The organism is Streptomyces sp. NPDC052396, from assembly GCF_044593195.1.
In the GTDB taxonomy this organism is placed as follows: Bacteria; Actinomycetota; Actinomycetes; order Streptomycetales; family Streptomycetaceae; genus Streptomyces.
The window spans coordinates 13712-34728 of sequence record NZ_JBIUAW010000024.1 but is presented as its reverse complement, the minus strand read 5'-3'; the positions used below and the strand labels follow the sequence as shown (position 1 = coordinate 34728).

The following is a 21017-nucleotide window of genomic DNA, read 5'->3' as shown; positions in this document are numbered from 1 at the left end:
CTTCATGCGTGGTCGGCCGTGCCGGTATGCGCGGGAGGCGGCCTTGCCCGGGCCGGTGACGCGTTGCCTCAGACCCTGATGACCTGGGGGCCGAGCATTCCGTAGCGGTGGGCCTCGGCGGCGGACAGACCGGTGTCGGTGATGATCGTTTCGAAGTCGGAGACCTCGGCGAAGCGGCAGAAACTGTTGGCGCCGAACTTTCCGTGGCGGCCCATGAAGATGCGCCGGCGCGATACCTCCAGGGCCTTGGCCTTCACATCGGCGACCGCCGGGTCGGGCGTGGTCAGCCCGAACTCCCGTGAGATGCCGTTCGCTCCGAGGTAGGCGAGGTCGATGACAAAGCCCGAGAGCATGGCACAGGCCCAGGAGCCCACGCTCGCCAGGGTGCGGGCACGCACCCGGCCGCCGAGCAGCAGCACCGTCAGGTTGGCGGACTCCACGACCGCGGTGGCCGTCGCCAGGGAGGCGGTCACCACCGTCAGCGGGCGGTCGGTCGGCAGCAGGGCGGCGAGCAGCTGCGGCGTATATCCCTCGTCCACGAACACGGTCTCCGCGCCGCGCAGCAGCCTGGCGCCTTCCGCGGCGATCCGGCGCTTGTCCTCCACATGCAGGGTGACCCGCCGGGCCAGATCGGTCTCGAACCCCGCACTCTCCACCGGGTAGGCGCCGCCGTGCGTACGACGCACCAGGCCGCGGCGCTCCAGCTCGCTCAGGTCTCGCCGGATGGTCTCCCGCGCGACCCCGAAGTCCGCCGCGACATCGCTTACTTCGATCTTTCCCTGCTGACGCGCCAGGGTCAGCAGCCGGTGGTGCCGCTCCTCGGAACGCATGCCAACCCCCACCATCTCCCTGCCCGTTCGGGCCCCCGCCGCCCGAACGGGCCCGCCAGAGTTTTATACCGCCACTCCCCCGGCATTCTCCCGTCTGTTTCTTGCCACACCTCGCCCGCCTGCGCCCGTTCGTCAACCGGAGCGGAACCGGAAAACCGCAGGCCGACGGCGCAATGGGGCGATCGGGGCGGCGGGGCGGTACCCGACGACAGCGGATGGCGCGCCGAACCGGGCGGTTCGCGGGCGGCCTGAACCAGTGCTCCGACCGGTCCCTGAACCGGCGAGCGGACAGACCATTCGGCGCCCCGAACCCCTTGAAACGGGCCCGTATCCGGCCCGTACGGGCATCCGGGCCGCCCGGCCCGGGCTGACGCAGCACGTCGGCCGACCCTTCACTGCGCCATCGATCGGGCGCAGTCGGTCACTATTGGCAACAGAGCGGGCCCGTGCGAACCGCCGGTAAGGCCATAGAACTGCCTTTATCGCTCCAATTGACGGATGATCCGGTCAGTTCCGAGCGATTCCTGACTTCAGTTGTGCACCGCACGTACACAGGAGCCCGGAGGCGACGGCCGTGCCCGCACTGCATTCTCCCGCCCATCCCCACGCCCCCGCTCGTGACACCGCGTCGGCCGACGCCTTCGCGCGGGCACTGTACAGACTCCATGGAGCCGTGCTGCTGCGCTTCGCGGCCCGGCTGCTGGGCGGCGACTGGCACCGCGCGGAGGACGTCGTACAGGAGGCGGCGATACGCGCCTGGCAGCACGCCGCCGAACTCGGCCCGGCCACCGAGGCGTTGCGGCCCTGGCTCTTGCGCGTCGTGCGCAACCTGGTGATCGACGGCCATCGGGGACGGCGGGCGAGACCGCAGGAGCAAGTGGACCCGGACATCACACGCCTCCCCGTGGCCGACGGCGTGGATCACGCGCTCACCGCCCAGGTCATGGTCGACGCCCTGCGCGACCTCGCCCCCCGCCAGCGCGAAGTCCTGCTGCACGTCTACTACATGGGGCGCAGCGTCAACCAGACGGCACTCATGCTCGGCGTGCCGCCCGGCACGGTCAAGTCACGCACGCACTACGCGATGCGGGCCCTTCGTGACGGGCTCAACAGCCGGGGGATGGGGTCCTGACCGGGCAAGCTCCTCACCCGGACCGGCAGCCAGGACCGATTGTCAGTGGTGGGTGAGACGGTAGGAACATCGAGGCCGAGCCGGAAGCAGGGGGAACCGCCATGTCCGGAAACCAGAACTACATCAACCATGTTGCTCTTGTGCTGGATGCCAGCACATCCATGTCACACCTGAGCCGCAAGGTCATTGAAGTCGCCGACCAGCAGATTGCCTACCTTGCCCGCCGTTCAGGAGAACTGGACCAGGAAACCCGTGTCACGGTCTACGTTTTCGCCGACAAGGCGGAGTGCGTCATCTATGACAAGGACGTCCTGCGGATGCCGTCGCTGAACCAGTTGTACCGGGTCGGCGGAATGACCGCCCTGCTGGCAGCCACACTGAAGTCACAGCGGGAACTGGCGCAGACTGCTCAACTGTACGGCGACCACAGCTTCCTGACGTTTGTGCTCACCGACGGACAGGAGAACGCCAGCCACCGCTGCCCAGACGCCCCTGCCAGGGACCCGCGTCAACTCGTCGAGGCCGTGGCCGAAATGATCGAGACACAGCAGGACAACTGGACGCTGGCCGTCCTTGTGCCGGACCAGATGGGCAAGCGCGAGGCCATGAAGTGCGGATTCCCGAAGGACAACATCGCCATCTGGGACGCCACCAGCACTCAGGGCCTGGAAGAGGCCGGGCAGGTTATCCAGCAGGCCACCGAGAAATTCATGGTGGGCCGCAGCCAGGGCATCCGGGGATCACGGGCGGTGTTCTCCACGGGTGCGGAGGCGGTCAACAAGGACACCATCAAGGCCGCCGGCCTCACCCCGCTGAATCCGTCGGAGTACCAGCTGATCCCGGTGGCTCGTGACGCGGCAATCCGCGAATGGGTCACCGAGTCCGGGCACACCTATCGAACCGGCGGCGCGTTCTACCAGCTGAGCAAGACGGAGAAAATCCAGGCACGAAAGCAGATCGCGGTACTGGAGAAGAAGACCGACCGCGTGTACACGGGTCCCGAGGCCCGAGCCCTGCTCGGCCTGCCGGACGTAGAAGTCCGCATCAAGCCCGACCACAACGACGACTACACAATCTTCGTGCAAAGCACCAGCGTAAATCGCAAGCTCGTATCGAACACCCGGCTCCTGCTCATACTCTGACACCTTGGAAACCCCACCGGGCCCGGTGTCGTTCTGCCACTACCCGAGAGCAGTGGCCTCGCTGCGGAGCCCGCAGCCGGCGGAGGAGTGAGGCGTGGCGGCGGTCCGCCCTCCTCCCCGCAAGAGGGCGGACCGCCGGGTCCCGTTATGGCTCAGTAGTGGTAGGTGTACGCCTTGGCATACATGGAGTGCAGGTGCGGGCCTTGCTCCTGCAGGCGGATATAGGCCGCCTCGCCCGCCCGTACGCGGGGCACATCGAGCCGCTGCTGCTCGCCGTCGTGGCAGTAGACCCAGCCCGTCCAGCCCGTCATGGCGACCCGGCCAGAGGTGCGCACAACCTGCGCCCTGATCTTCTCGCCGTCGTGGCCGTAACAGCCGAAGTTGACCGAGAGGTTGTTCATGTCCGGGACGAAGTCAGGGGTCGACCAGGATTTGGCCTGGGCGTGGCTGCCGCTCCACAGCAGGTGCCAGCCCTGGTACTGCGCCGAGTCGGCCGAGGACTGCGCGGCCTGGGCCGGTGCCGCGACCGCCACCCCCGCGCCGAGCGCGAGGGTCGCCGCCGCCGCGGCGATGCTCTTGCGTACGTTCATGGTCCGGGTTCCTCCCCGTAGTGGTGACGGGCGGCGCGGGGTGGACCGCACCGCCCGGCTCGCAACCATGACGATGATGCGCCACATCCGCATCTGCCAGCGGAAGGCGGTGAGTTGGGCCATCATGGGACGTCCCACGCCCTGACCTGCGGAGACACCGGGGCTCGGGACGTCATGGTGGGACGGCGGCGGCAGTGGCGAGGTGGCCGGAACGGCCCACTTGGTACGGCTCGGCGAGCGCGGAGTCGCGTCGTGCCTGCCACAGACCCGCCAACTCCTCGGCCAAACCGCCGAGATATGCATGAAAGAGGCCGGTGAAGGCAGGATGGGGCAAGGCCGCACGGGCCCATTCCTTCGTCGTCACACGCAAGGAACCCGTGCGGCCGCCTCCGGAGATCAGGCCGTGGCGCTCATGATGACCGCGAACGGCGCCCCGAACGGGTCGAGCAGCATCGCGAAGCGCCCCACGCCCTCGGCGTCCATGGCGGGGATGATGACGGTGGCGCCCAGTTCCGAGGCCCGCGCGAGCGTGGCGTCACAGTCCTCGACCTCGAAGTACGGATGCCATTCGGAGGTCGATCCGGCGTCCAGGTTCTCCTGGGCCAGCTGCATGATGCCGCCGTGCATGCTCTGCTCGCCGCCGGCGGGACCGGCGATGGTGTAGACGACGTCTTCGCCCATGGGCCGGTCCCGGGTCTCCCATGACAGGACGCTGCCATAGAAGTCCTTCGCGGCCGCACTGTCGGTGGTGTACAGCTCGATCCAGCTGACGCTGCCCGGCTCATTGACAAGCTCCAGGCTGTCTGTGTCTCGCGGTTCCCACACGGCGAACTCGGCGCCTGTCGGATCGGTGAAGCCGGCCATCCGCCCGGCCGTGAAGACCTCCGCCGGCGGGAAACGGACGGAGCCGCCGGCCTGCTCAACGGCCTTGGCGGTGGCGTCGGCGTCCACGGTGCGGAAGTACACCGTCCACGCGGAGCTCGCGCCCTCCTCCGTCAGCGGGCCGACGGCGGCCACCGTCCGGCCGTCCTTTCGCAGGAAGCCGTAGCCCCCTGCCTCCGGCCCCGCGGAGACGAACTCCCAGCCGAACACGCCCTGGTAGAAGGCGGCGGCCGCGTCGGTGTCGGGGGCCCCAGGTCGAGCCAGTTCAGGCCGCCCGGTACCTGTGTGGAGGTCAGCATGAGGTGCTCCTGTCGCGTGCGTTGTCGTGGACGCGCTGCCCGGGACGTCGCCCGGGGAGCCTGCCTCCAGCCTGGCAGCGGACATCGCCCGAGGGGGTGTACCGGACAGTTTGCGTCCCACGATGAGGCTCGTTGATCAGTCGCTTGGGGCTGGCCGATACCGGGCGCCGACGGAATTCAGCGGGCGGGAACCGGCTCGGACGACGGCTGCCACTCCCGCCTGATCAGCCCGTAGACCCACGAGTCAGAGACCTCGCCGTTGACGACGCAGTCTTCCCGCAACGTCCCTTCACGCACGAAGCCGAGCTTCTCCAGCACATGGGCAGAAGCGACGTTGCGCGTATCGGTCTCGGCTTGGACGCGATTCAGGTCCAGCGTGTCGAATGCCCACCGCAGCAGAGCGCTCGCGGCCTCGGTCGCGTAGCCGTGGCCCCACGCTGCGGCGTCAAAGCAGTAGCCAAGCGACGCACTGCGGTAGTCCGGCTTCCACTTGGTCAGGCTGCACCAGCCGATGAACGCCCCGTCGGAGACACGATCTACGGCCAGCCGCGCCCCGGTGCCCTCCTGCGCCATCTGCCGGCAAGCCATGATGAACTTCTCGGCACGCACATGTTCGCTCCATGGTGGCGCGTCCCAGTAGCGCAGCACGTAGGCGCTGCTGTGCAGTGCGAAGAGGTCGTTCACATCCGCGTTTTCGAAGGCGCGCAGTCGAAGGCGAGCGGTGTGCAACGAGGGGGTGGGCAGCGGCGTCCTCATGTTCCCTCCCCCTGATCGGTGGCCGATCAATCAGACATCCGACGCGGGTCACTGGCAACGGGTTTTCTCAGCGGCCGGACAGTCCGGCAGCTTCGCGGCCGGCGGCACGGGCAATGGCGGATCGGGCAGCTCCAGCAGCGTCTTGCGAGTGATCCGGATCTCCTCGGCGGCGGTGTCGAACCCGTCCAGCAGTGTGGTCAGGAGCGAGTCCTCGATGCTCACGCCGGCAGGATTTCCTGACGACGGGAGTGCGTCAAGGTGTCTTGACAGCGGAAGGCATGAGGTATGAAGAGGGGCGGAAGTGACCCCTATGACAGAGGAGTTCGCATGAGCGAGCTGTCCATACCGGCCGACAGGACCACCGTCATCGAGACCGTCGACGCCATCTTCGACACGGTCGACGCCAAGGACTGGGCCGCCGTTGAGGAGCTGTTCACCCCGGAAGTGCGGGTCGATTTCACCAGCCTGGCCGGCGGTGAGCCGGCGGAGATCACCAACACCCAGCTGGTAGACGGCTGGCGGGTCGGCCTGCACGCCAAGAAGCAGAGCTTCCACCTTGTCAGCCACTACCGGGTGCGCATCGACGGCGACCGGGCCGACGTCCATGTGAAGGGCTACGCCTACAACCTCCTCGCCGCCGACCTGGGCGGCGGAATGTGGGAGGTGTGGGGCACGTACGAGATCCCGTTCCAACGGACCGCCGACGGCTGGAAGGCCACCGGGCTTGCCTTCTTCGCGCTGCACACCCGCGGCGACGAGGCCGTGCGCAGCCACACCCTGGACTGACAGACACCATGTCCGAGCAGTCATACGCACCGGAGGAGCAGACGGCCGCCGCGCCGGCCGGCGGTGATCGTGACCCGGCGTGGAACGCGCAGGTGGTCGACGCCCGCCGGGTGTCCACCCTGGAATGCTTCTTCGACCTCGTTTTCGTCTTCACGATCACCCAGTTGACCGTGCTGCTCGTCAACGACCTGTCGTTCGCCCGGGCCGGGCGGGTCCTGCTGATCTTCGCGGTGCTGTTCTGGATGTACGGCGGGTACGCCTACCTGACCAACCAGGTGCCGCCGGAGACAACAGCGCGGCGGGTGTTGCTGGTTGCCGCGATGGCCGGCTTCCTCACCTGCGCCCTGGCCGTGCCGAACGTGTCCGGGGCGGACGGCATCGCGTTCGGGCTGGGGTTCCTGGCCGTCACCGTGGTGCACAGCGTGCTGTACGCGCTGATCCACCGGCAGTATGTGCTGAGCTTCGCGTTGACCAACACGGCCGCGGCCGGTTGCGTCACCGCTGCCGGGTGGGTGGGAGGAGGCCCGCTCGCCGACGCGCTGTGGCTGGGCGCGGTGGTGCTGCAGAACATCACCCCGCTGGTCTCCAGCCGGATCACCGGCGACTACACCGGGGGCCGGGCCCGCGTCACCGAGAACCTCGGTGCTCTGGATCCGGCACACTTCGTGGAGCGTCACGGCCTGCTGCTGCTCATCGCCTTCGGCGAGTCGGTCGTCGCGATCGGCGCCGGCGCGTCGGCCACGCAACTGGACTGGGCACTGTTCACAGGCGCCGTCCTGGCGCTGACGCTGGCCGCCGCCCTGTGGTGGACGTACTTCGTCCGTGACGAAGCGGCGGCCGAGGCCGCGTTGCATCGCGCCAGCGGCGCCGACCGGTTCCGGATGGGGCTGACGGCCTACTACTACAGCTTCATCCCGATGCTGCTGGGCGTGGCGGTCCTGGCCGCCGGAGTGAAGAAATCCATCGGCGAGCTGGCTCACCATCTGCCGTTGGCGCCGGCGGTGGCGCTGGCCGGAGGCGTGGCACTGTTCCTGGCCGGAAACATCGCCTTCCGCGCGACTCTGAGCATCCGGCCCCTGCGTCACCGCGCCGTGACCGCCTTCGCCGTACTGGCCACGATTCCGCTGGGCACATGGTCAAACGCCTTGGCACAGTTCCTCGGCCTGACTCTCGCCCTTGTCGCCATGCTGATCGTCGAAGACCGAAGGGCGGCTCGGTGAGCGTTCGGAATTGCTCGCGATGCTACTCATCCCCACATCCCCTCATCCCCTCATCCCGGCGGCATGCGTCGAGCAGCGCACAGCCGCCTGGCAGGGGCGTTACGCAATGCGAGCGGAAGTGGGGGGAACCATCAACGAGTTCGTCCGCGGGCCGACTGCATCCTCCATGTCGAGCGGGCCGAGCGGGTGCACGGCATCGGCCTGCTCGGGCCGATCGTGGCCGACCACAATCGCCGTGCCGGACACCAGGGCACGGGCGTTCCGTCCCAGGAGAGGAAGCCGCCGGTGAGGCCGTCGTCCGGCAGCACGTCCAGGCGGTCCACCTGAGCCGCGGCCCGTTCGATGCCGTCGGGATCCGTCACGTCGAGGACCAGCAGCCAGGCGCCGGCACCGATCTCCTCGACGGCCCGCTGTCCGCGCCCCGGGTCGCGGGCGCCCACGTACACGGCGAGCCCCTCGGCCGCGAGCAGCCGGGCGATGTGCTTGCCGATGCCTTTGTTGGCCCCGGTGACCAGAGCTGTGCGATCGTTCATGGAAACCACGGTCCCCTGGCGGTAGGTGCCCTGCCAGGGACAACCTGTACCAGGCAAGCGGCAGGAGCTGGCCCGCTTTCTCCGGGACCGTCGGGCGGGCCTCCGTCCGCACATGGCCCGGATGCTGGAGCGGCTGCCGGAAACCAGCGCGATCGTCACTGACGCGGCATACGGCGTCGTCGCCTGGAACCCCTTGGCCCAGGCACTGCTCGGCAGGGACTTCGCAGCCGGGACGACAAACCTGGCCCGGCGCCGCTTTTTGGGCCAGGGGCGGATGTACGAGAGTTCCAGCGCCGAGGAATTCGGACACATCGTGGTGGCACGGCTGCGCCGGGCCGCTGACCGCTAGCCGCACGACCCGCAGTTGACCGAACTGCTGGCCGAACTGCACGTCGGCAGCGAGGAGTTCCGGCAGACCTGGCACGCACGTCCGGTCCACGCTCCCGGGCACCGCACCAAGACTCTGGACCACCCGGGAGCCGGCACGCTGCGACTGAACTGCGATGTCCTGCTCATACTCGAGGATGACCAGGAAGTCGTCCTGATCACGGCCGACCCCGGATCACCTTCCGCGCGGGCCCTGCACAGCCGGACTACGCCCAGCATGGCCTGGTGGGCTCCGTCGCCGCGCAGGCGGCAGCTCTCCCACCAGCGGTCAATCACTCGGCGCTCCACCGTAGTTGGGGCAGTCAGTACGCCGACCTGTCGGCCCGTCACTGCGACTGAACAGTCCTCCAACGGCAGGGCCCACGGCCAGCCACCAGCCGGCCGCCACCACCCCGACGCCGAACAAGCATGTAAGCAGCCGGCACTTCCGTGGCCAATGCCGAGGTAGTCGAAGAATCGGGTCCACCAAGTCGGGGGATTCTCGGGCGGGTAGTAGGAGACGAGGTCGCTGACGCCGTTGTATCGCGTCCAGAGCAGGTGCTCGGAGATGGCGACGTAACCGGGTGACTCGAGTTCGGCCTCGATGTGGTGGCGGTCGGTGCCCTGGAAGAGTTCACCTTCCTCTTCCTCGTGGAATGGGGCGGCTTCCCGGGTGGGGAACACAGCCTCGCACCCCGAGCCCACGTGATCACGCGGTCCCACGCAGCCGCCGGGGTGGCCCAGCAGGCAGCAGACCGGCCTGCTCGGTCCGCGCCCGGGCCACCTTGACCCACCGCTCTTCCAACGCCGGCCGGCCGTCGGTCTGTTCGTCACCACTTGGTGCAGGGCGAGCGCGCGGTGGGCGGTACCCGGGTCAAGCACAGGGGCCGGGCTGAGGGCCGGTACACACTAACCGCGCGGCCGGCCTGGCGCGGCCTTAGCCCCGCTACTGGCCCGCACTCCCCCTGTGGGCGTACATCCGTAGGAGGACGCCAGGTGGGCGGGGGGATGGCTACGATCCCGGTGTGGATCTAGCGACGCCGCGCCTTCCGTGGCTGATACGGCTACCGTCACCAGTGTGATGGCTGACGCTTCGAACTCGCTCGCGACGGCGGCAGCCGGTGTATCAGCGGCGTGGCCATGACTTGGACCGACGGCGACATGGACCTCCTGGCCCCGGCCACCGCGTCCCAGCCATAGTCACAGGCCTTCACCTGCGCCCAGCAGCCACCAGACTGTGAGAGATCAGAGGACTGTTCAGATGCGACGGGTCGGCTTAGATCGCAACGCGGTAAGCCTGTGCGGCAATCTCTTCCTGCTTGACACGCAGAGTGCCGTGCCCGGCATGGACCGTTGCGCCCAGTGCCTGGCTACGCACGGCCTGTCGTTCGACTTCACCGAGCACGAAGAATCCAAGGGAGAGCACCGGAAGTTCGAGGATCCCGAGCTCAAGGTCGCCGGCCTCGACAACGACCTGACCTTCCTCGTGAACCAGCCCGCCCTGGACACCCGGCAGTTGCGGTCACTCATCACCCCATGGCTGTACGACGCGGCGAACTACGAGGAGATCTACGGCGGTTCGGGAGGAGTGGCGGACAAGTTCCCGACCGGTCGCGACGGGCGCACAAGCGCGGCGGCCTGCCACGGCGGGGCAACCAGTTCGCCCCCATGGCCCGGGCCGGCCGACTCACCTTCGACGCCTTCGCCCTCGCGCCCCGGATCGAGGCACCGACCCTGCTGGTACGCGGCCTGCGGCATGCCCTCTGCAAACGTGCCATTTGGACCGAGGACACCCTGTTCGGGTTCAACGACCAGGAACCGAACGTGACCACTGCAGTGGAAGCCGCCGTCGGCCATTTCCGTACCCCCGCCTCTGACCGGCCAAGCCGCCCGTCACTCGCGGCGGTCCGGCCTTCAGGGCCCCTACACGTCCGCTGCCGCGCCCGATCCTGGCGCGTCCCGGATCCGCCGGGCTCCCGGCGGCTATATCTCGCACCATGGCACCTGGAAAGGAACGCGCATATGACCGGCTTCTCGGTTCTGCCGCACCGCGACGAGTTGGGGGTCCAGCCCGGCCGTCTCTATCTGGACGGCCAGTGGACGGATTCCACCGGCGACAAAGTGTGGCCGCACATCCACCCCTCGACCAACGAAGAGGTCACCACGATCGTCGACGCCACCACCGAGGACGTCGACCGGGCTGTACGCGCTGCCCGCAAGGCATTTGACGAGGGACCGTGGCCACGGCTCAGGGCCCGGGAGCGCAAGCTGCTCATCCAGCGGCTGGTGGAACTGCTGCGTGCGGAGGCACCCCGTATCAGTCGTCTCCAGACGCTGGAGAACGGAACACCCATCAGCTTCACCGACACCTACCGCCTGTCGGCCGATTTCGCCGCCGATGTCTTTGACCACCACGCGGGCTGGATCGACAAGCTCTCCGGCGAGACGTTCCCGCAATACACCGACCGCAACGACCTGCAGTTCCTCGGCTTCCGGGAGCCGGTCGGCGTGGTTGGCGTCATCGTTCCATGGAACGGTCCGGTCCTGCAGCTGGCGAACAAGATCGCTCCGGCGCTGGCGGCCGGCTGCACGGTCGTGGTGAAACCCTCGGAGTACGCCAGTCTCACCACCCTTGCCGTCACCGAACTGATCGACCAACTGGACCTGCCGCCCGGCGTGTTCAACGTGGTTACCGGCATCGGAGCCACCTCGGGCGAGGCCCTGATCACGCACCCGGGGGTCGACAAGATCAGCTTCACCGGCAGCCGGACCATAGGCGGGCGCATTCTCGAGGCAAGCGGCAGGGACATCAAGCGGGTCACGCTCGAACTCGGCGGCAAGAGCCCGAGCCTGGTCTTCCCAGACGCGCCCGACGTCCGCGCCGCCGGACGGGCGGTGATGGGCATGGTGGCACTCGGCATGACCGGACAGACCTGCACCGCGCAGACCAGGGCCCTGGTCCACGCCGACTGCTACGAGGAGTTCCTGGAGGGAGCGCGGGAGACGGTCGAGTCGGTCAGGTTCGGCGACCCGTTCGATCGTGCCACCACCTCCACCCCTCTGATAAACAAGCGGCAGGTCGACAAGGTCATGGACTATATCCAGGGAGCTCCCGCCGAGGGGGCCGCCTTGCTGATGGGCGGTGACCGTCCGGGCGGAGACTTGGCCGCGGGGAACTTCGTCAATCCGACAATTTTCACGGACGTGGACAACCGTAGCCGGCTTGCCCAGGAGGAGATCTTCGGCCCGGTGCTCGCGGTCATCCGCTTCAGCGACGAGGACGAGGCGGTCCGTATCGCCAACGACAGCGAGTACGGCCTGTCGTCCGGCATCTTCACCCGTGACATCGGCCGGGCCTTCCGCATCGGCCGCCGCTTGCGCGCCGGCGCCGTCGGCGTCAACGGCTATTCCTTTATGCCGAACTCGCCGATCGGCGGTTTCAAGGCCTCGGGCCTGGGCCGCGAGGGCGGCAGGACCGCGATCGAGGCGTACACCGAACTCAAAACCATCATGATCGACACCGGCGTCTGACACCCGGCTTCGGTAGGGCCGCCGCTCCGGGCAGACCGGCGGCCCCGCCGAGCGCACCGGATCCAGCGGAGGGCTCCGGCGTCACCCTGCCGGAATGAACGGTGCGCTTAATGTTCGGCGTTGTGGCGCAGCCGCCAGGAACGGACGGCAGTGTTGGGGGCGTTGCGCATGGTGGCGACGGCCCGGTAGACGGTGACGCGGACCTGGCCGGTCTTCTGCTGGGCGGTGGCCCCAGTCATCGATCCGCTTGGGGCACCGTTCCCGGAGTCGAAAGCGGCCACGCGCAACGGCCGTCTGCGCCAGGCCATCCCACAACTGATCACCTTCGCACGCGAGCGGGGCTGCGCGGGGATCGTGATCGAGAACCTCGGCTTCGACGACGCCCGCGCCACCGGCCGCGAAACCATGGGCCGTGGCAAGCGGGGCAAGACCTTCCGCCGCACCGTCACGGGTATCCCCACCGCACGCTTCCGCGAACGCCTGCGCGGCATGGCTCACCACGCAGGCCTCGTCGTCATCGCGGTCGACCCGGCGTACACCTCTCGCTGGGGCGCCCACCACTGGCACACCCCACTCCAGCAACAAGCATCCACCACTGTCGTCACGCGGCATCACGCTGCCGCCGTGGCAATCGGCAGACGCGGCCTGGGACATGGGATCCGGCGTCGGCCAGGTGTGACCGCCCACCACCAGAGGATGGCGGGACGGAGAGCTACCGGCCAGACCACACCCCGGCCCAGGCCACGCGGGAGCACCAGCCCACCCAGGACAACGGGCACACCGCACCAAGGTGACAAGACCCGGCCGCGCCGACGTGACCAGCTCGTGCCCCCGGCCTCGAAGACCGCTCGCGAGGCCACCGGATCACCGATCCGGTTTGCGACAGTCCGGCCAACCACGGCCAACATCGCCAGGAACGGTAGGTTGACCGCCAGTTGAGGAGTCTGGAGGAGGGGGCCGATGACCGGTTCTGATAGCGCGGACGGCGGCCGAAACGGAGGCAGCGACGGTGCCGGCGCGGGAAGTCAGCCGCCCTTGCCTCCGGCCTGCCCTCCCTCTTTGCCTCCCGGCATGGCGCTTGGCGGCTCGTCCGGCCTGCGGCCCATACCGGCCACACTCGAGGAAGCCCTGGAAATCGGCCGCATGCACTTTCCGCCGATCGGTTCGCCCGGCGGTCCCGTCAGTCTCTTCGTCCATGAATTCGACGTCGGTTATCTGATCCGCGCAGGCTGGCCTGTCCCCGAGCATCCGGGAGACATACCCATGGCCCCCGGCGGCGGCAATATCGCCATATCGAAGATCGACGGCGATGTGGCCTTCCTCCCCAACTTCCCGCCGGAATCGGCCATCGCGCTCTACCGCCGGAGTTACCGCCCCGGTTCCCCTTGATCGAGAGACTCATCGCGCCAGGCGCGCAGTGCGCTCAGGGACTCCTCGACGATCTCCGTCAGGGCGACCGGGCACCGCAGGTGCTCCACCGGTGCGTCCCGGCCTTCCCTGCGGCCCTGTTCATAGAGGGCCCGCCCGCCGGGGGTGGTCAGCATGATGCCGACCTCCGCGGCGGCCGGGCCGCTGCCGGGCGGGGGCGTGTGCCGGTCGTGGATGCACGAGACGCCGGCGTAGTGCGGCAGCGTCTCCTCCAGTGCCGATATGAGGTCGTCGATCGCGGATTCCCGCTGCTCGATGACCAGGTCGGAAACGGCGATCCAGGTCAGCGCCATGACAACAAGCAGGCATCCGGGGCGTTCCGCCGGGTCGGAGGTGCGGAGGACCGACGCATGGTAAGAGATCTCCTCGCCGATGTCGGTGCCCGGATCCGGGTAACCGTTGAGCAGCGCCGAGAGCCTGTCGATGGTGTTCTGGGCCCTCACGGGCAGGCGGGGCGGGATGTTCGTGGCCGAGCCGGGTTCGATGACGTCCATGGCGATCCGCGCAAACCCGGCCACGTTGCGCGGGCAGAGCCATTCCTCCCGGGGCCGGTCCTCGTCCCAATCGGCGTTCTCGTCGGGGAGTTGGCGCAACTGGTCGGCGAGATACTCGTCGTACTCGGCCTCATGCTCCTGGTACGGGTGCAATTCATGGTCGCAAGGCCGGTCACGCAGGGCGCCGTCGGTGGCCTTCAACGCCGCCATGGCTTCCGGCGCGACGTGGTCGTCCGCTCCCCATGCGACATAGGGGGCCATCATCATCAGCCCGATCGTCCACACATAGGCCGACTCCCCATCGGGGCCTGCGGCCAGCCGCGCGGCGCAGTCGAGGACTGTCCGGTTGTACTCGTCGTTGAACAGGTCGTCGTAGTCCTCGCGGATCCCGTCCCAGGCGCGGGTGAGTTCGTCGAGCGGCACATCTTCGATGATCACCGGGTGAGCCTAGCCGGTGGTCGTGTGGCATGAGTTCCACGCCCGGCTGGCCGGGAGGCGTGGTCCGGGGCGCGGAGTGCGGGCCCGCATCGACCGTTATAGCAAGGTGGACGCGGTCAACCGGGCGTTGTCGCAGGTTTACGCCTGGCGCGGAACAGCGCGCCGCTGGTGCCGAATTGGCGCTTCACCAGCCCGATGGGCGTCTCGAGAAGGTCTACGTCCTCTGACTTGTGCTGGTGGGCGGCTGCCGCCCGGTCATCCCTGCCGGGCGCCTCCCACGAGATGTTCCCGCATGAGCGTTCAGCGCTCACCTCAGGCTGAGAGCCGTACCGGCGATCTGCGGCAGCTCATTGGCGACTTCGCGATCGCCAACGGCATCGATCCCGGGGTCGTCGGCTGAAGGCATCCCTCATGTGCTGTGGCCGAGAAGGTTCACCGGGTTGGCATTGGCGAGCTGTCTGCCGACTGGAGGTCGCGCGACGTTCATCTCGAAGGAGCGAGGACACCGCCACATGATTGGCAGACCGGCGTCATCACCAGCGCCGCCCCAGGCAGATGGGCTCGATCAGGTAGGCGGCCCATGAGGCTGATGTCGGCTCCGTCCCCCTCCGGGCCCACGAGCTCGTTGTCGTACCTGCCGGGTAGCGTCCACGGGCAGCGTAGGAACTGCACGTAGACAGGAGTTCACTTGACCGAGAACGACACGCGGACCAGGCTCGGCGCCCTGCTTCTCGACGGCCTCTGGCCCGGCCTGGACGAAGCCGGATTGAACGTTGCGGAATACGACCCCGACTGGCAGTCTCCGTGCCAGTTGGGGGAGCCTACCCCCGAGGGCATGATCCGGTGGAAGCCCGTCCCGATGGAGCAAGCCCCGGACTTCGCCGAGCTCGAAAGCGCACTCGCCGGGATCGGCGCGACGCTGCATCCGGATGTGCCAGCCCTCTACGGCAGCTTGTGGTGTGGCCTGGTGGACGGGTTGGAGCACTCCGGGGAGACGGTGTTGCTCTGCACCGTGTGGAACGAGGACGAGCTACAGCGCACGGTGCATGATCTGGCCGAACACACGCGCCGTCAGGCGGCGGAGTTCGGCGGCGACATCACCTTCCCGGTCGCCGGCACCTATGGCGACCTGTTCTTCGTACTCGACAATGCCACCGGCAGCATCCTGCTCCAGGAGATCGGCCACCGGGGTGGCCGGAAGGTCGCGCCGTCGCTGGCGCAGTTCCTGACGGACCTGTGACCGGCGGAACGATCTCCTGCATGACCGGTCGTCCGATCTGCTGGACCGCCACCCGGTGAGACCGTATCCCGCCCCAGTGGAGCGGCGTCCGAGGGGTAAGTGCCCGTAGACTGCTGCGACAAGCCACGAAACGGGGGCCAGCGCACATGTGTGGGGAGGGGCTCACCGATGAATGCGCGAAGGCGCGTGCGGACTACCCGGCCGTTAATGGCGCGTGACACGACCGCACTGTGGCAGCAGTTGGAGACCAGACTGCACGACGCGGGCTGGGATGCTGAGGTGACATGCGCTGTCTCACCCGTCCAGATCGAGGGCTCCCTGCCGTCTGGTGAGCCGTTCTACTTCCGATGCCGCCGGCAGAACTGCGACCTCGGCGTGGGAGGCGAGGACCCCGTCTGCGCCCCGGAGTGGAGCGGAGATGTCGATGTCGAAAGCGAACACTCGGCCGGCTACCTGCACCCCGATGATGCACTCGACATCCTGCGTGAACTGCACGACCGCTGGCTCGCCGAGCGCATCAAAGAGAAGTTGGATGCGCTCTCGCGGATGACGGCCGAGCACATGGCCTTGCCTTTCCCGCCTGGCTTCCGCGGCCTGGACGCCGAAGGTCGGGACATGGTGATGCTCGACGCGGGCGCCTACGGCTACGCCACGAGCGTCCTCAAAGGACCTCTCACCGAACAGCACCGTGCAGGCCTCACACGGCTGATGGCGGTGTTCGGCGAGGTCCTCCCGGCGATCGAAGACGAGTACGCGACCAGGTACTACGCGCACGTACGCGATATGGCCGTGCTGGCCGCCGAGGTCGAGAACCTGCGCGAGAAGTAGTGCCCCTGACTGGGAACAGTCGGCGGGAAAGTCCCCGAGGCGGTTGGACGTGCGGTGACGTCTGTCTCATCGCTGGGGGTGTGATGGCTGAGCCGGTCCGTGTGCGCGGGTTGACCGACCAAGAGGGGCAGAAGCTGCGGCAGATCGTGCGCCGGGGCAGCACCAGTTCCGTGCGGTTCCGGCGCGCGATGATGCTGCCGGCCTAGGCCGACGGGAACCGGGTGCCGGTGATCGCGAAGCTGGCGCAGGCCGACGAGGACACCGTCCGGGACATGATCCATCGGTTCAACGAGATCGGCCTGGCCTGTCTGGACCCTCGGTGGGCGGGAGGCCATCCCCGCGTTCTCGTTCCTGACGACGAGAACTTCGTCGTCCAGGCGGCCACTTCCCGCCCGACCAAGCTCGGACAGCCCTTCACCCACTGGTCGATCCGCAATCTGCCCGCCCAACTGCCCCGGGTCCACGGCCGGGTGATCCGGATCGGCCGCAAAGCCCTGCGCTGCCGCACGTTCGCGTTCGCCGAGTTCGGCCCGCTCGGCATCCGCCCCACCGCAGGCACCTGCTGGCCGAGCAGGGCAAGCCGAACCGGCTGCCGGCGGCCTACAAGCGCACCCACGACGTCACGTAACTTCCACGGCTGCCGCTCGGTCGGCGACGACACCCTGTGGGGCGTCAACCGACGCCGCAAGGGCACCGCGAACACCCTGACCGCGCTCGGGTCGATCCAGGCCGCCCGCCCGGACGGCGTCCCGGTCTACGTGATCCTTGACAACCCGTCCGCACACAACGGCGAGAAGATCCTCCGCTGGGCGAATCCGATCGAAGCGCCCTTCGGACCGCTGCGGCAGTTCACCCTGGCGAACTCCAACCATCCGAACCACACGGTCCAGACCCGCGCACCGCACTCCTGCCTACACCGGCGCAACGCCAACGCCCGTCACCCCGATGTCCTGGCCGCTCAACGCCGCGAGCGCGCCCGCATCCGCAGCGAGAAGGGCCTGTGCTGGGGCGGCCGACGCAATTCGCCTGCCCGTCCGGCCTGGTCAGATGGGCTTGCTTGTCAGCCGGCGCCGAGGGGTCAGTTCTGGTTTACCGGCCAGACGGCGGCCGGGTCGCAGTGGGCCGGGCAGGCCAGCACATAGACCTCGTTGCCGAGGAAGAGTATGTAGGCGCCGGGGAAGCTGTGCGGCTGCTCGGGCTGGCCGGGGTGGACGGCGAATTCCGTGTCCTCCCGGATCTGGCAGAGGTACACCAGGTCCGCGCCGCAGGCGCATTGGTAGTGCTCGGGCCCCTGGCACCAGAAGGGTGCACCGCCCACCTTGGACGTCAGGGCGCCGTGCCCTCGATCGTCGGGGGTGTCGGTGAACGGCCGCAGTGTCAACGGCAGGGCGCGCACGGAGGGTTCGGCCTCCGCAGGCTGTGTCGCGCGGCGCTGGAGGAGGATGCGCCAGAACGGGCGCGGGTAGGGCGGTAGCGGAGCGTCCCAGTACTGGGGCACGAGCCGGCCCTCGGTCAGCTCGGGCAGGTCGGATGTTTCGTTGTGGGCACGGCAGTGGAAGACCAGGAGGTGATCCCCGCCGAAAGGCTCCACATCTGCGGGGATGTCGAGCTGGAAGTACAGCGCCAGGCGCTCACCGCAGAAGCACTCAGGCCATGGTTGGTCGTCGTCGAGGAAGGGCCAGCCGCCCACCGAGTTCCGCGCTGGCTGGTTCAGCGGCTCGGTCCCGACCTCGATTGCGTAGGCAGGCATCTCTGTCTGCATCTGTTCCGCAGCCTGTTCGATCATCCCTTCACTCTAGGGCTGTCCAATGACAGGTGGTCATGGGTGAGGTGACTCCGGAGCTTCTGGCGTGATCGCACTGCTGCTGGTCAAGGGACCGTGAGGGGCCCAGCACCGGTGAGTACGCCGGTCCGCCGATCCTGTGGCGGGTCCTGTCTCCTTCGAGTTGAACGTCTCGCGACATCCAACCGGCAGGCGACCCGCCAACGCCGACCCGGTGAACCTTCGCGGTCAAAGCACTCCGGCCCTGCGGACATCGCGCCTGCCCTCACGGCGCGACGCCCGGGCTTGTGGCTACGGCTTCCGGAACGTCGCGGTGTAGACGCCGCTCTCGTGGTTCAGCCCGCCGGGCTTGGCACATTGCGTCAAGTCCAGCTGGGCGACGTCGAGGACGGTTTCGACGGCGTCTCCCTGGAACTCGCCGGCTATCGCTGTGCCTGTGAAGGTGCTGAGCAGGTCGCTGCCGGACGAGCGCGCGACAAAGTTGCCGCTGACCGTGCTGGTGTTGCCGTTGTTCCAGTGGAACGTCAGAGTGGCGGGGCCGCTGAAGAACGGCGTCAGGCAGGACAGGGTGAAGGTGCCGCCGAACGACTCTGTCCTGCTGGTCAGCGTGGGCGGCGGTGGCCGGCCATCCCGACTTCCCACCACTCTCGACACGGGGCAGGGCCAGTTGCCGCCGTTACCCTGCGGCTGAAGGCGGGAGACCGGGCTTCCCTTCTGCCGCACCGGACAACCTCACCTCGGCTCGGCTCAGTGATGCTCGTCCAGCTCCATGAGCAGCGAGGGATTGACGATGCGCACAATGGTCTCGATGTCGTCCCGATTCACTGCCGGCCACAACACGGCACGCGCGGTGCGGTACTTCGCCGCGAGGCGGTCCCGCTTCTCCGGCGGCAGCTGGGCGGCGCGTTCGGGGCGGGAGTTGTGCGCGTTGTCGGCGATCTTCACCAGTGTCGCCTGCGCGTCGCCTGTGATCCGCCGGATCTTCTCGGCGTACGTCAGGCCCGCCTCATTGGTCACCGCCTCCACGATCCGGACGACCCGGGAAGGGACGCCGGCGGCACGCAGACGCTCGGCGGTCCAGTCGGTGTCCTCGATGACATCGTGCAGCAGTCCGGCCATGACGAGCTCGTCGCCGAACGGCACGAGCCCCGCGGCAACCGCCCGTACATGCTCGATGTATGGCACGCCGATCTTGTCGACCTGCCCGGTGTGCGCGTCGTGCGCCAGGGCCTCTACCTCGCGGACGGACTTCATCGTTCGCTCCTTCGTCTCGTGGGGTGCGCTGCACGGGTACGTCGTGTGGTCGCGGACGAGCCCGAAGGATGTCGGGGTGGCGCAAGCGGGCGCCTTCCACGAGCTGTTCCGCCTCCTCGCGGCCGGTGCGCCACATCGTCGCAGGCTCCCATGCGCCCGGTGTCGTACCCCCTCGAACACCCGCCGGGTCTGATCAGAGCCAAAGCGGCCCGAGGCTCGGCGGCGGGAGCGCGAGCCCCAACGCTGCATCGCGCCCTGTCCTTCTGGACCCGCCTGCACGGTGTGAGGCAGCCGTCGCCACGGGGGCCACCCTGCCAGGTCTGGAGGTTCAGGCCGGTGACGGTGCGGGTGCACCCGCGCCCAAGCAGGGCCGCCACACCGCGGTGGCCTTTACCCCCGCGGGCGTGCGGCACTCCGGCTGGGGGACCAACGCCAGTGCCTCGTACATCCACGAGTGCGGTTCCTCGCTGTGCGGTCCGGCCGGAAACCCGGTGTGCCGGAGACCGGCCCGCTCGATGATGTTCCGGGACCGGGATCTGGAGCATGTCTGTTGAATTGGGCGGCTGACGGCGGGACAAGCGGCTCTGGGACACTGGGCTGGTGGATGAAGCGACTGCTCTCGAATTGATTCGCCTGGCTGATCGCAGTCAGGCCGTCAGCGTCACGCTGGCTGATCGCATGCCTGCGTGGGGGCCGGACTACTACGCTGCTGACATCACCATCACCAGCGACTTCGTGAGCGCACAGCTTCGGATTCATGTGACGCTTGAAGATCTGGATCACTGGGCTGACGCTCTGGACCGCATCGAGTCGGACGAGCAACGGCCTGCTGAAGGAGACGCGCTCACCCTCGACTGGCCGCCCGCGGGCAATGAGGGGTACCTCCGCTTCATCGCAGACGACCCCTACGTGGTGGAGGTCCATGACACGCCACAGACGCAGATCTCGGTCAGAGTCCCGCTCGACATGGATGAGGAGTGGATCAAGGAAGGGCGTCAAAGACTCGGTGCCGTGCGCGGGTTCCTCAGACTCAACGGCTGAAGCGGGATGACTGCACGGATACCGCGCCGACGCAGATGTCCGCGGATCGCGCGGGAAGAGCAGGCGCGATCCTGAACCGCCTGAACCGGTTGTCGTCCAGGCTCCCGGGGCCGGGAGGGGACTTCCGCAGAGAGGGGAACGCACAGGGGATGTGGTCGGGGATGCCGCTGGTGTGGTTGAGCAGCATCCGAACAGTGATCCTCCTGCCCCGCTCCCCCGGTACCAGCCGCGGCAGACAGTCACCGACCGGCGCATTGAGCCGGATCCGGCCCTGTCCGACCCGACCTGCCGCATGATCGCTGCGGCGGTGAAGGTCTTGGTGATACTGCCGACGCGGTGGCGCATATCGGGCCGGAGGGGACGGCCGGTCCCGAGATCGGCGACCCCGGAGGCACCGTGCCATCTCCGGCCCGCGTCGCGGACCTCGGCGTACGACCTCGCGGA

The 21017-nt window shown here is 68.2% G+C and carries 19 protein-coding genes and 5 pseudogenes; 12 read left to right on the top strand and 12 right to left on the bottom strand.

The window, feature by feature from the left end; genetic code table 11:
* Window positions 1-68: 68 nt before the first annotated feature.
* Window positions 69-830: a DeoR/GlpR family DNA-binding transcription regulator gene (locus ACIHFE_RS33220; protein WP_400112609.1), complete on the bottom strand. Its 762-nt coding sequence runs from the start codon at window positions 828-830 to the stop codon at window positions 69-71.
* A gap of 583 nt (window positions 831-1413) precedes the next feature.
* Here ACIHFE_RS33220 and ACIHFE_RS33215 point away from each other — a divergent pair.
* Together ACIHFE_RS33215 and ACIHFE_RS33210 are read left to right on the top strand one after the other, a co-directional pair.
* Window positions 1414-1962 carry a sigma-70 family RNA polymerase sigma factor gene (locus ACIHFE_RS33215; RefSeq protein WP_400112638.1) on the top strand — a complete coding sequence of 183 codons (549 nt, stop codon included), beginning with the start codon at window positions 1414-1416 and terminating at the stop codon, window positions 1960-1962.
* 101 nt (window positions 1963-2063) lie between these two features.
* Complete coding sequence (locus ACIHFE_RS33210) at window positions 2064-3104, top strand: VWA domain-containing protein (protein ID WP_400112607.1); 1041 nt, start codon at window positions 2064-2066, stop codon at window positions 3102-3104.
* 152 nt (window positions 3105-3256) lie between these two features.
* On the opposite strand, the gene ACIHFE_RS33205 is transcribed toward ACIHFE_RS33210, so the two are convergent.
* The 4 genes and pseudogenes from ACIHFE_RS33205 to ACIHFE_RS33190 all read right to left on the bottom strand — a co-directional run bounded on the left by ACIHFE_RS33205 (window position 3257) and on the right by ACIHFE_RS33190 (window position 5853).
* The gene (locus ACIHFE_RS33205) at window positions 3257-3694 is read right to left on the bottom strand and encodes a hypothetical protein (protein ID WP_400112605.1); all 438 of its coding nucleotides are present in this window, start codon (window positions 3692-3694) and stop codon (window positions 3257-3259) included.
* 396 nt (window positions 3695-4090) lie between these two features.
* Window positions 4091-4875, bottom strand: a pseudogene (locus ACIHFE_RS33200) (VOC family protein).
* A 177-nt stretch (window positions 4876-5052) separates the two neighbouring features.
* A complete protein-coding gene (locus tag ACIHFE_RS33195) occupies window positions 5053-5631 on the bottom strand; it encodes a GNAT family N-acetyltransferase (RefSeq protein WP_400112603.1) in 579 nt (192 codons plus the stop codon).
* A gap of 48 nt (window positions 5632-5679) precedes the next feature.
* Window positions 5680-5853: a hypothetical protein gene (locus ACIHFE_RS33190; protein WP_400112601.1), complete on the bottom strand. Its 174-nt coding sequence runs from the start codon at window positions 5851-5853 to the stop codon at window positions 5680-5682.
* Window positions 5854-5958: 105 nt separating this feature from the next.
* Here ACIHFE_RS33190 and ACIHFE_RS33185 point away from each other — a divergent pair, with 105 nt between their 5' ends.
* Window positions 5959-6417 (top strand): nuclear transport factor 2 family protein, encoded by a 459-nt coding sequence (locus tag ACIHFE_RS33185; protein WP_400112599.1) that lies wholly within the window; start codon window positions 5959-5961, stop codon window positions 6415-6417.
* A gap of 8 nt (window positions 6418-6425) precedes the next feature.
* Window positions 6426-7637 (top strand): low temperature requirement protein A, encoded by a 1212-nt coding sequence (locus ACIHFE_RS33180; RefSeq protein ID WP_400112597.1) that lies wholly within the window; start codon window positions 6426-6428, stop codon window positions 7635-7637.
* Window positions 7638-7939: 302 nt separating this feature from the next.
* Here ACIHFE_RS33180 and ACIHFE_RS33175 read toward each other — a convergent pair.
* Window positions 7940-8170: pseudogene (locus ACIHFE_RS33175) on the bottom strand (SDR family NAD(P)-dependent oxidoreductase); the annotation flags it as partial.
* A 100-nt stretch (window positions 8171-8270) separates the two neighbouring features.
* Here ACIHFE_RS33175 and ACIHFE_RS33170 point away from each other — a divergent pair.
* The 3 genes and pseudogenes from ACIHFE_RS33170 to ACIHFE_RS33160 all read left to right on the top strand — a co-directional run.
* Window positions 8271-8756: pseudogene (locus tag ACIHFE_RS33170) on the top strand (transcriptional regulator); the annotation flags it as partial.
* 1041 nt (window positions 8757-9797) lie between these two features.
* Window positions 9798-10364 carry a hypothetical protein gene (locus ACIHFE_RS33165; protein WP_400112595.1) on the top strand — a complete coding sequence of 189 codons (567 nt, stop codon included), beginning with the start codon at window positions 9798-9800 and terminating at the stop codon, window positions 10362-10364.
* A gap of 194 nt (window positions 10365-10558) precedes the next feature.
* On the top strand, window positions 10559-12067 hold the full coding sequence (locus tag ACIHFE_RS33160) for an aldehyde dehydrogenase family protein (RefSeq protein ID WP_400112594.1): 1509 nt from the start codon (window positions 10559-10561) through the stop codon (window positions 12065-12067).
* Between the two features lie 107 nt (window positions 12068-12174).
* Here the strand turns inward: ACIHFE_RS33160 and ACIHFE_RS33155 are convergent, their stop codons facing one another.
* Complete coding sequence (locus ACIHFE_RS33155) at window positions 12175-12306, bottom strand: hypothetical protein (RefSeq protein WP_400112592.1); 132 nt, start codon at window positions 12304-12306, stop codon at window positions 12175-12177.
* Window positions 12307-13138: 832 nt separating this feature from the next.
* Between ACIHFE_RS33155 and ACIHFE_RS33150 the strand changes: the two genes are divergently transcribed.
* Window positions 13139-13456, top strand: a complete 318-nt coding sequence (locus tag ACIHFE_RS33150) for a hypothetical protein (RefSeq protein ID WP_400112591.1) — start codon at window positions 13139-13141, stop codon at window positions 13454-13456.
* Here ACIHFE_RS33150 and ACIHFE_RS33145 read toward each other — a convergent pair.
* Window positions 13435-14427 carry a hypothetical protein gene (locus ACIHFE_RS33145; RefSeq protein ID WP_400112589.1) on the bottom strand — a complete coding sequence of 331 codons (993 nt, stop codon included), beginning with the start codon at window positions 14425-14427 and terminating at the stop codon, window positions 13435-13437. The genes ACIHFE_RS33150 and ACIHFE_RS33145 overlap by 22 nt on opposite strands.
* A gap of 688 nt (window positions 14428-15115) precedes the next feature.
* Here ACIHFE_RS33145 and ACIHFE_RS33140 point away from each other — a divergent pair.
* The 3 genes and pseudogenes from ACIHFE_RS33140 to ACIHFE_RS33130 all read left to right on the top strand — a co-directional run.
* Complete coding sequence (locus tag ACIHFE_RS33140) at window positions 15116-15667, top strand: SecY-interacting protein Syd (RefSeq protein WP_400112587.1); 552 nt, start codon at window positions 15116-15118, stop codon at window positions 15665-15667.
* Between the two features lie 207 nt (window positions 15668-15874).
* Complete coding sequence (locus ACIHFE_RS33135; RefSeq protein ID WP_400112585.1) at window positions 15875-16495, top strand: hypothetical protein; 621 nt, start codon at window positions 15875-15877, stop codon at window positions 16493-16495.
* A gap of 221 nt (window positions 16496-16716) precedes the next feature.
* Window positions 16717-17511: pseudogene (locus ACIHFE_RS33130) on the top strand (helix-turn-helix domain-containing protein); the annotation flags it as partial.
* A 62-nt stretch (window positions 17512-17573) separates the two neighbouring features.
* On the opposite strand, the gene ACIHFE_RS33125 reads toward ACIHFE_RS33130, so the two are convergent.
* From ACIHFE_RS33125 to ACIHFE_RS33115, 3 genes are all read right to left on the bottom strand, one after another.
* Window positions 17574-18281, bottom strand: coding sequence for a hypothetical protein (locus ACIHFE_RS33125; protein WP_400112584.1), 708 nt, complete (start codon window positions 18279-18281; stop codon window positions 17574-17576).
* Window positions 18282-18569: 288 nt separating this feature from the next.
* Complete coding sequence (locus tag ACIHFE_RS33120) at window positions 18570-19001, bottom strand: hypothetical protein (protein WP_400112583.1); 432 nt, start codon at window positions 18999-19001, stop codon at window positions 18570-18572.
* A 24-nt stretch (window positions 19002-19025) separates the two neighbouring features.
* Window positions 19026-19532 (bottom strand): HD domain-containing protein, encoded by a 507-nt coding sequence (locus ACIHFE_RS33115; protein ID WP_400112581.1) that lies wholly within the window; start codon window positions 19530-19532, stop codon window positions 19026-19028.
* A gap of 600 nt (window positions 19533-20132) precedes the next feature.
* Between ACIHFE_RS33115 and ACIHFE_RS33110 the strand changes: the two genes are divergently transcribed.
* On the top strand, window positions 20133-20573 hold the full coding sequence (locus ACIHFE_RS33110; protein ID WP_400112579.1) for a DUF5959 family protein: 441 nt from the start codon (window positions 20133-20135) through the stop codon (window positions 20571-20573).
* A 73-nt stretch (window positions 20574-20646) separates the two neighbouring features.
* Here ACIHFE_RS33110 and ACIHFE_RS33105 read toward each other — a convergent pair.
* Window positions 20647-21005: pseudogene (locus ACIHFE_RS33105) on the bottom strand (serine hydrolase domain-containing protein); the annotation flags it as partial.
* Window positions 21006-21017 lie beyond the last annotated feature (12 nt).

Bases quoted from the DNA above. Each gene is read 5' to 3' on its own strand.
- ACIHFE_RS33220 (WP_400112609.1), bottom strand. From the start codon at position 830: ATGCGTTCCGAGGAGCGGCACCACCGGCTGCTGACCCTGGCGCGTCAG.
- ACIHFE_RS33210 (WP_400112607.1), top strand. From the start codon at position 2,064: ATGTCCGGAAACCAGAACTACATCAACCATGTTGCTCTTGTGCTGGAT.
- ACIHFE_RS33205 (WP_400112605.1), bottom strand. From the start codon at position 3,694: ATGAACGTACGCAAGAGCATCGCCGCGGCGGCGGCGACCCTCGCGCTC.
- ACIHFE_RS33195 (WP_400112603.1), bottom strand. From the start codon at position 5,631: ATGAGGACGCCGCTGCCCACCCCCTCGTTGCACACCGCTCGCCTTCGA.
- ACIHFE_RS33185 (WP_400112599.1), top strand. From the start codon at position 5,959: ATGAGCGAGCTGTCCATACCGGCCGACAGGACCACCGTCATCGAGACC.
- ACIHFE_RS33180 (WP_400112597.1), top strand. From the start codon at position 6,426: ATGTCCGAGCAGTCATACGCACCGGAGGAGCAGACGGCCGCCGCGCCG.
- ACIHFE_RS33165 (WP_400112595.1), top strand. From the start codon at position 9,798: ATGCGACGGGTCGGCTTAGATCGCAACGCGGTAAGCCTGTGCGGCAAT.
- ACIHFE_RS33160 (WP_400112594.1), top strand. From the start codon at position 10,559: ATGACCGGCTTCTCGGTTCTGCCGCACCGCGACGAGTTGGGGGTCCAG.
- ACIHFE_RS33155 (WP_400112592.1), bottom strand. From the start codon at position 12,306: ATGACTGGGGCCACCGCCCAGCAGAAGACCGGCCAGGTCCGCGTCACC.
- ACIHFE_RS33150 (WP_400112591.1), top strand. From the start codon at position 13,139: ATGGCGCTTGGCGGCTCGTCCGGCCTGCGGCCCATACCGGCCACACTC.
- ACIHFE_RS33135 (WP_400112585.1), top strand. From the start codon at position 15,875: ATGGCGCGTGACACGACCGCACTGTGGCAGCAGTTGGAGACCAGACTG.
- ACIHFE_RS33125 (WP_400112584.1), bottom strand. From the start codon at position 18,281: ATGATCGAACAGGCTGCGGAACAGATGCAGACAGAGATGCCTGCCTAC.
- ACIHFE_RS33115 (WP_400112581.1), bottom strand. From the start codon at position 19,532: ATGAAGTCCGTCCGCGAGGTAGAGGCCCTGGCGCACGACGCGCACACC.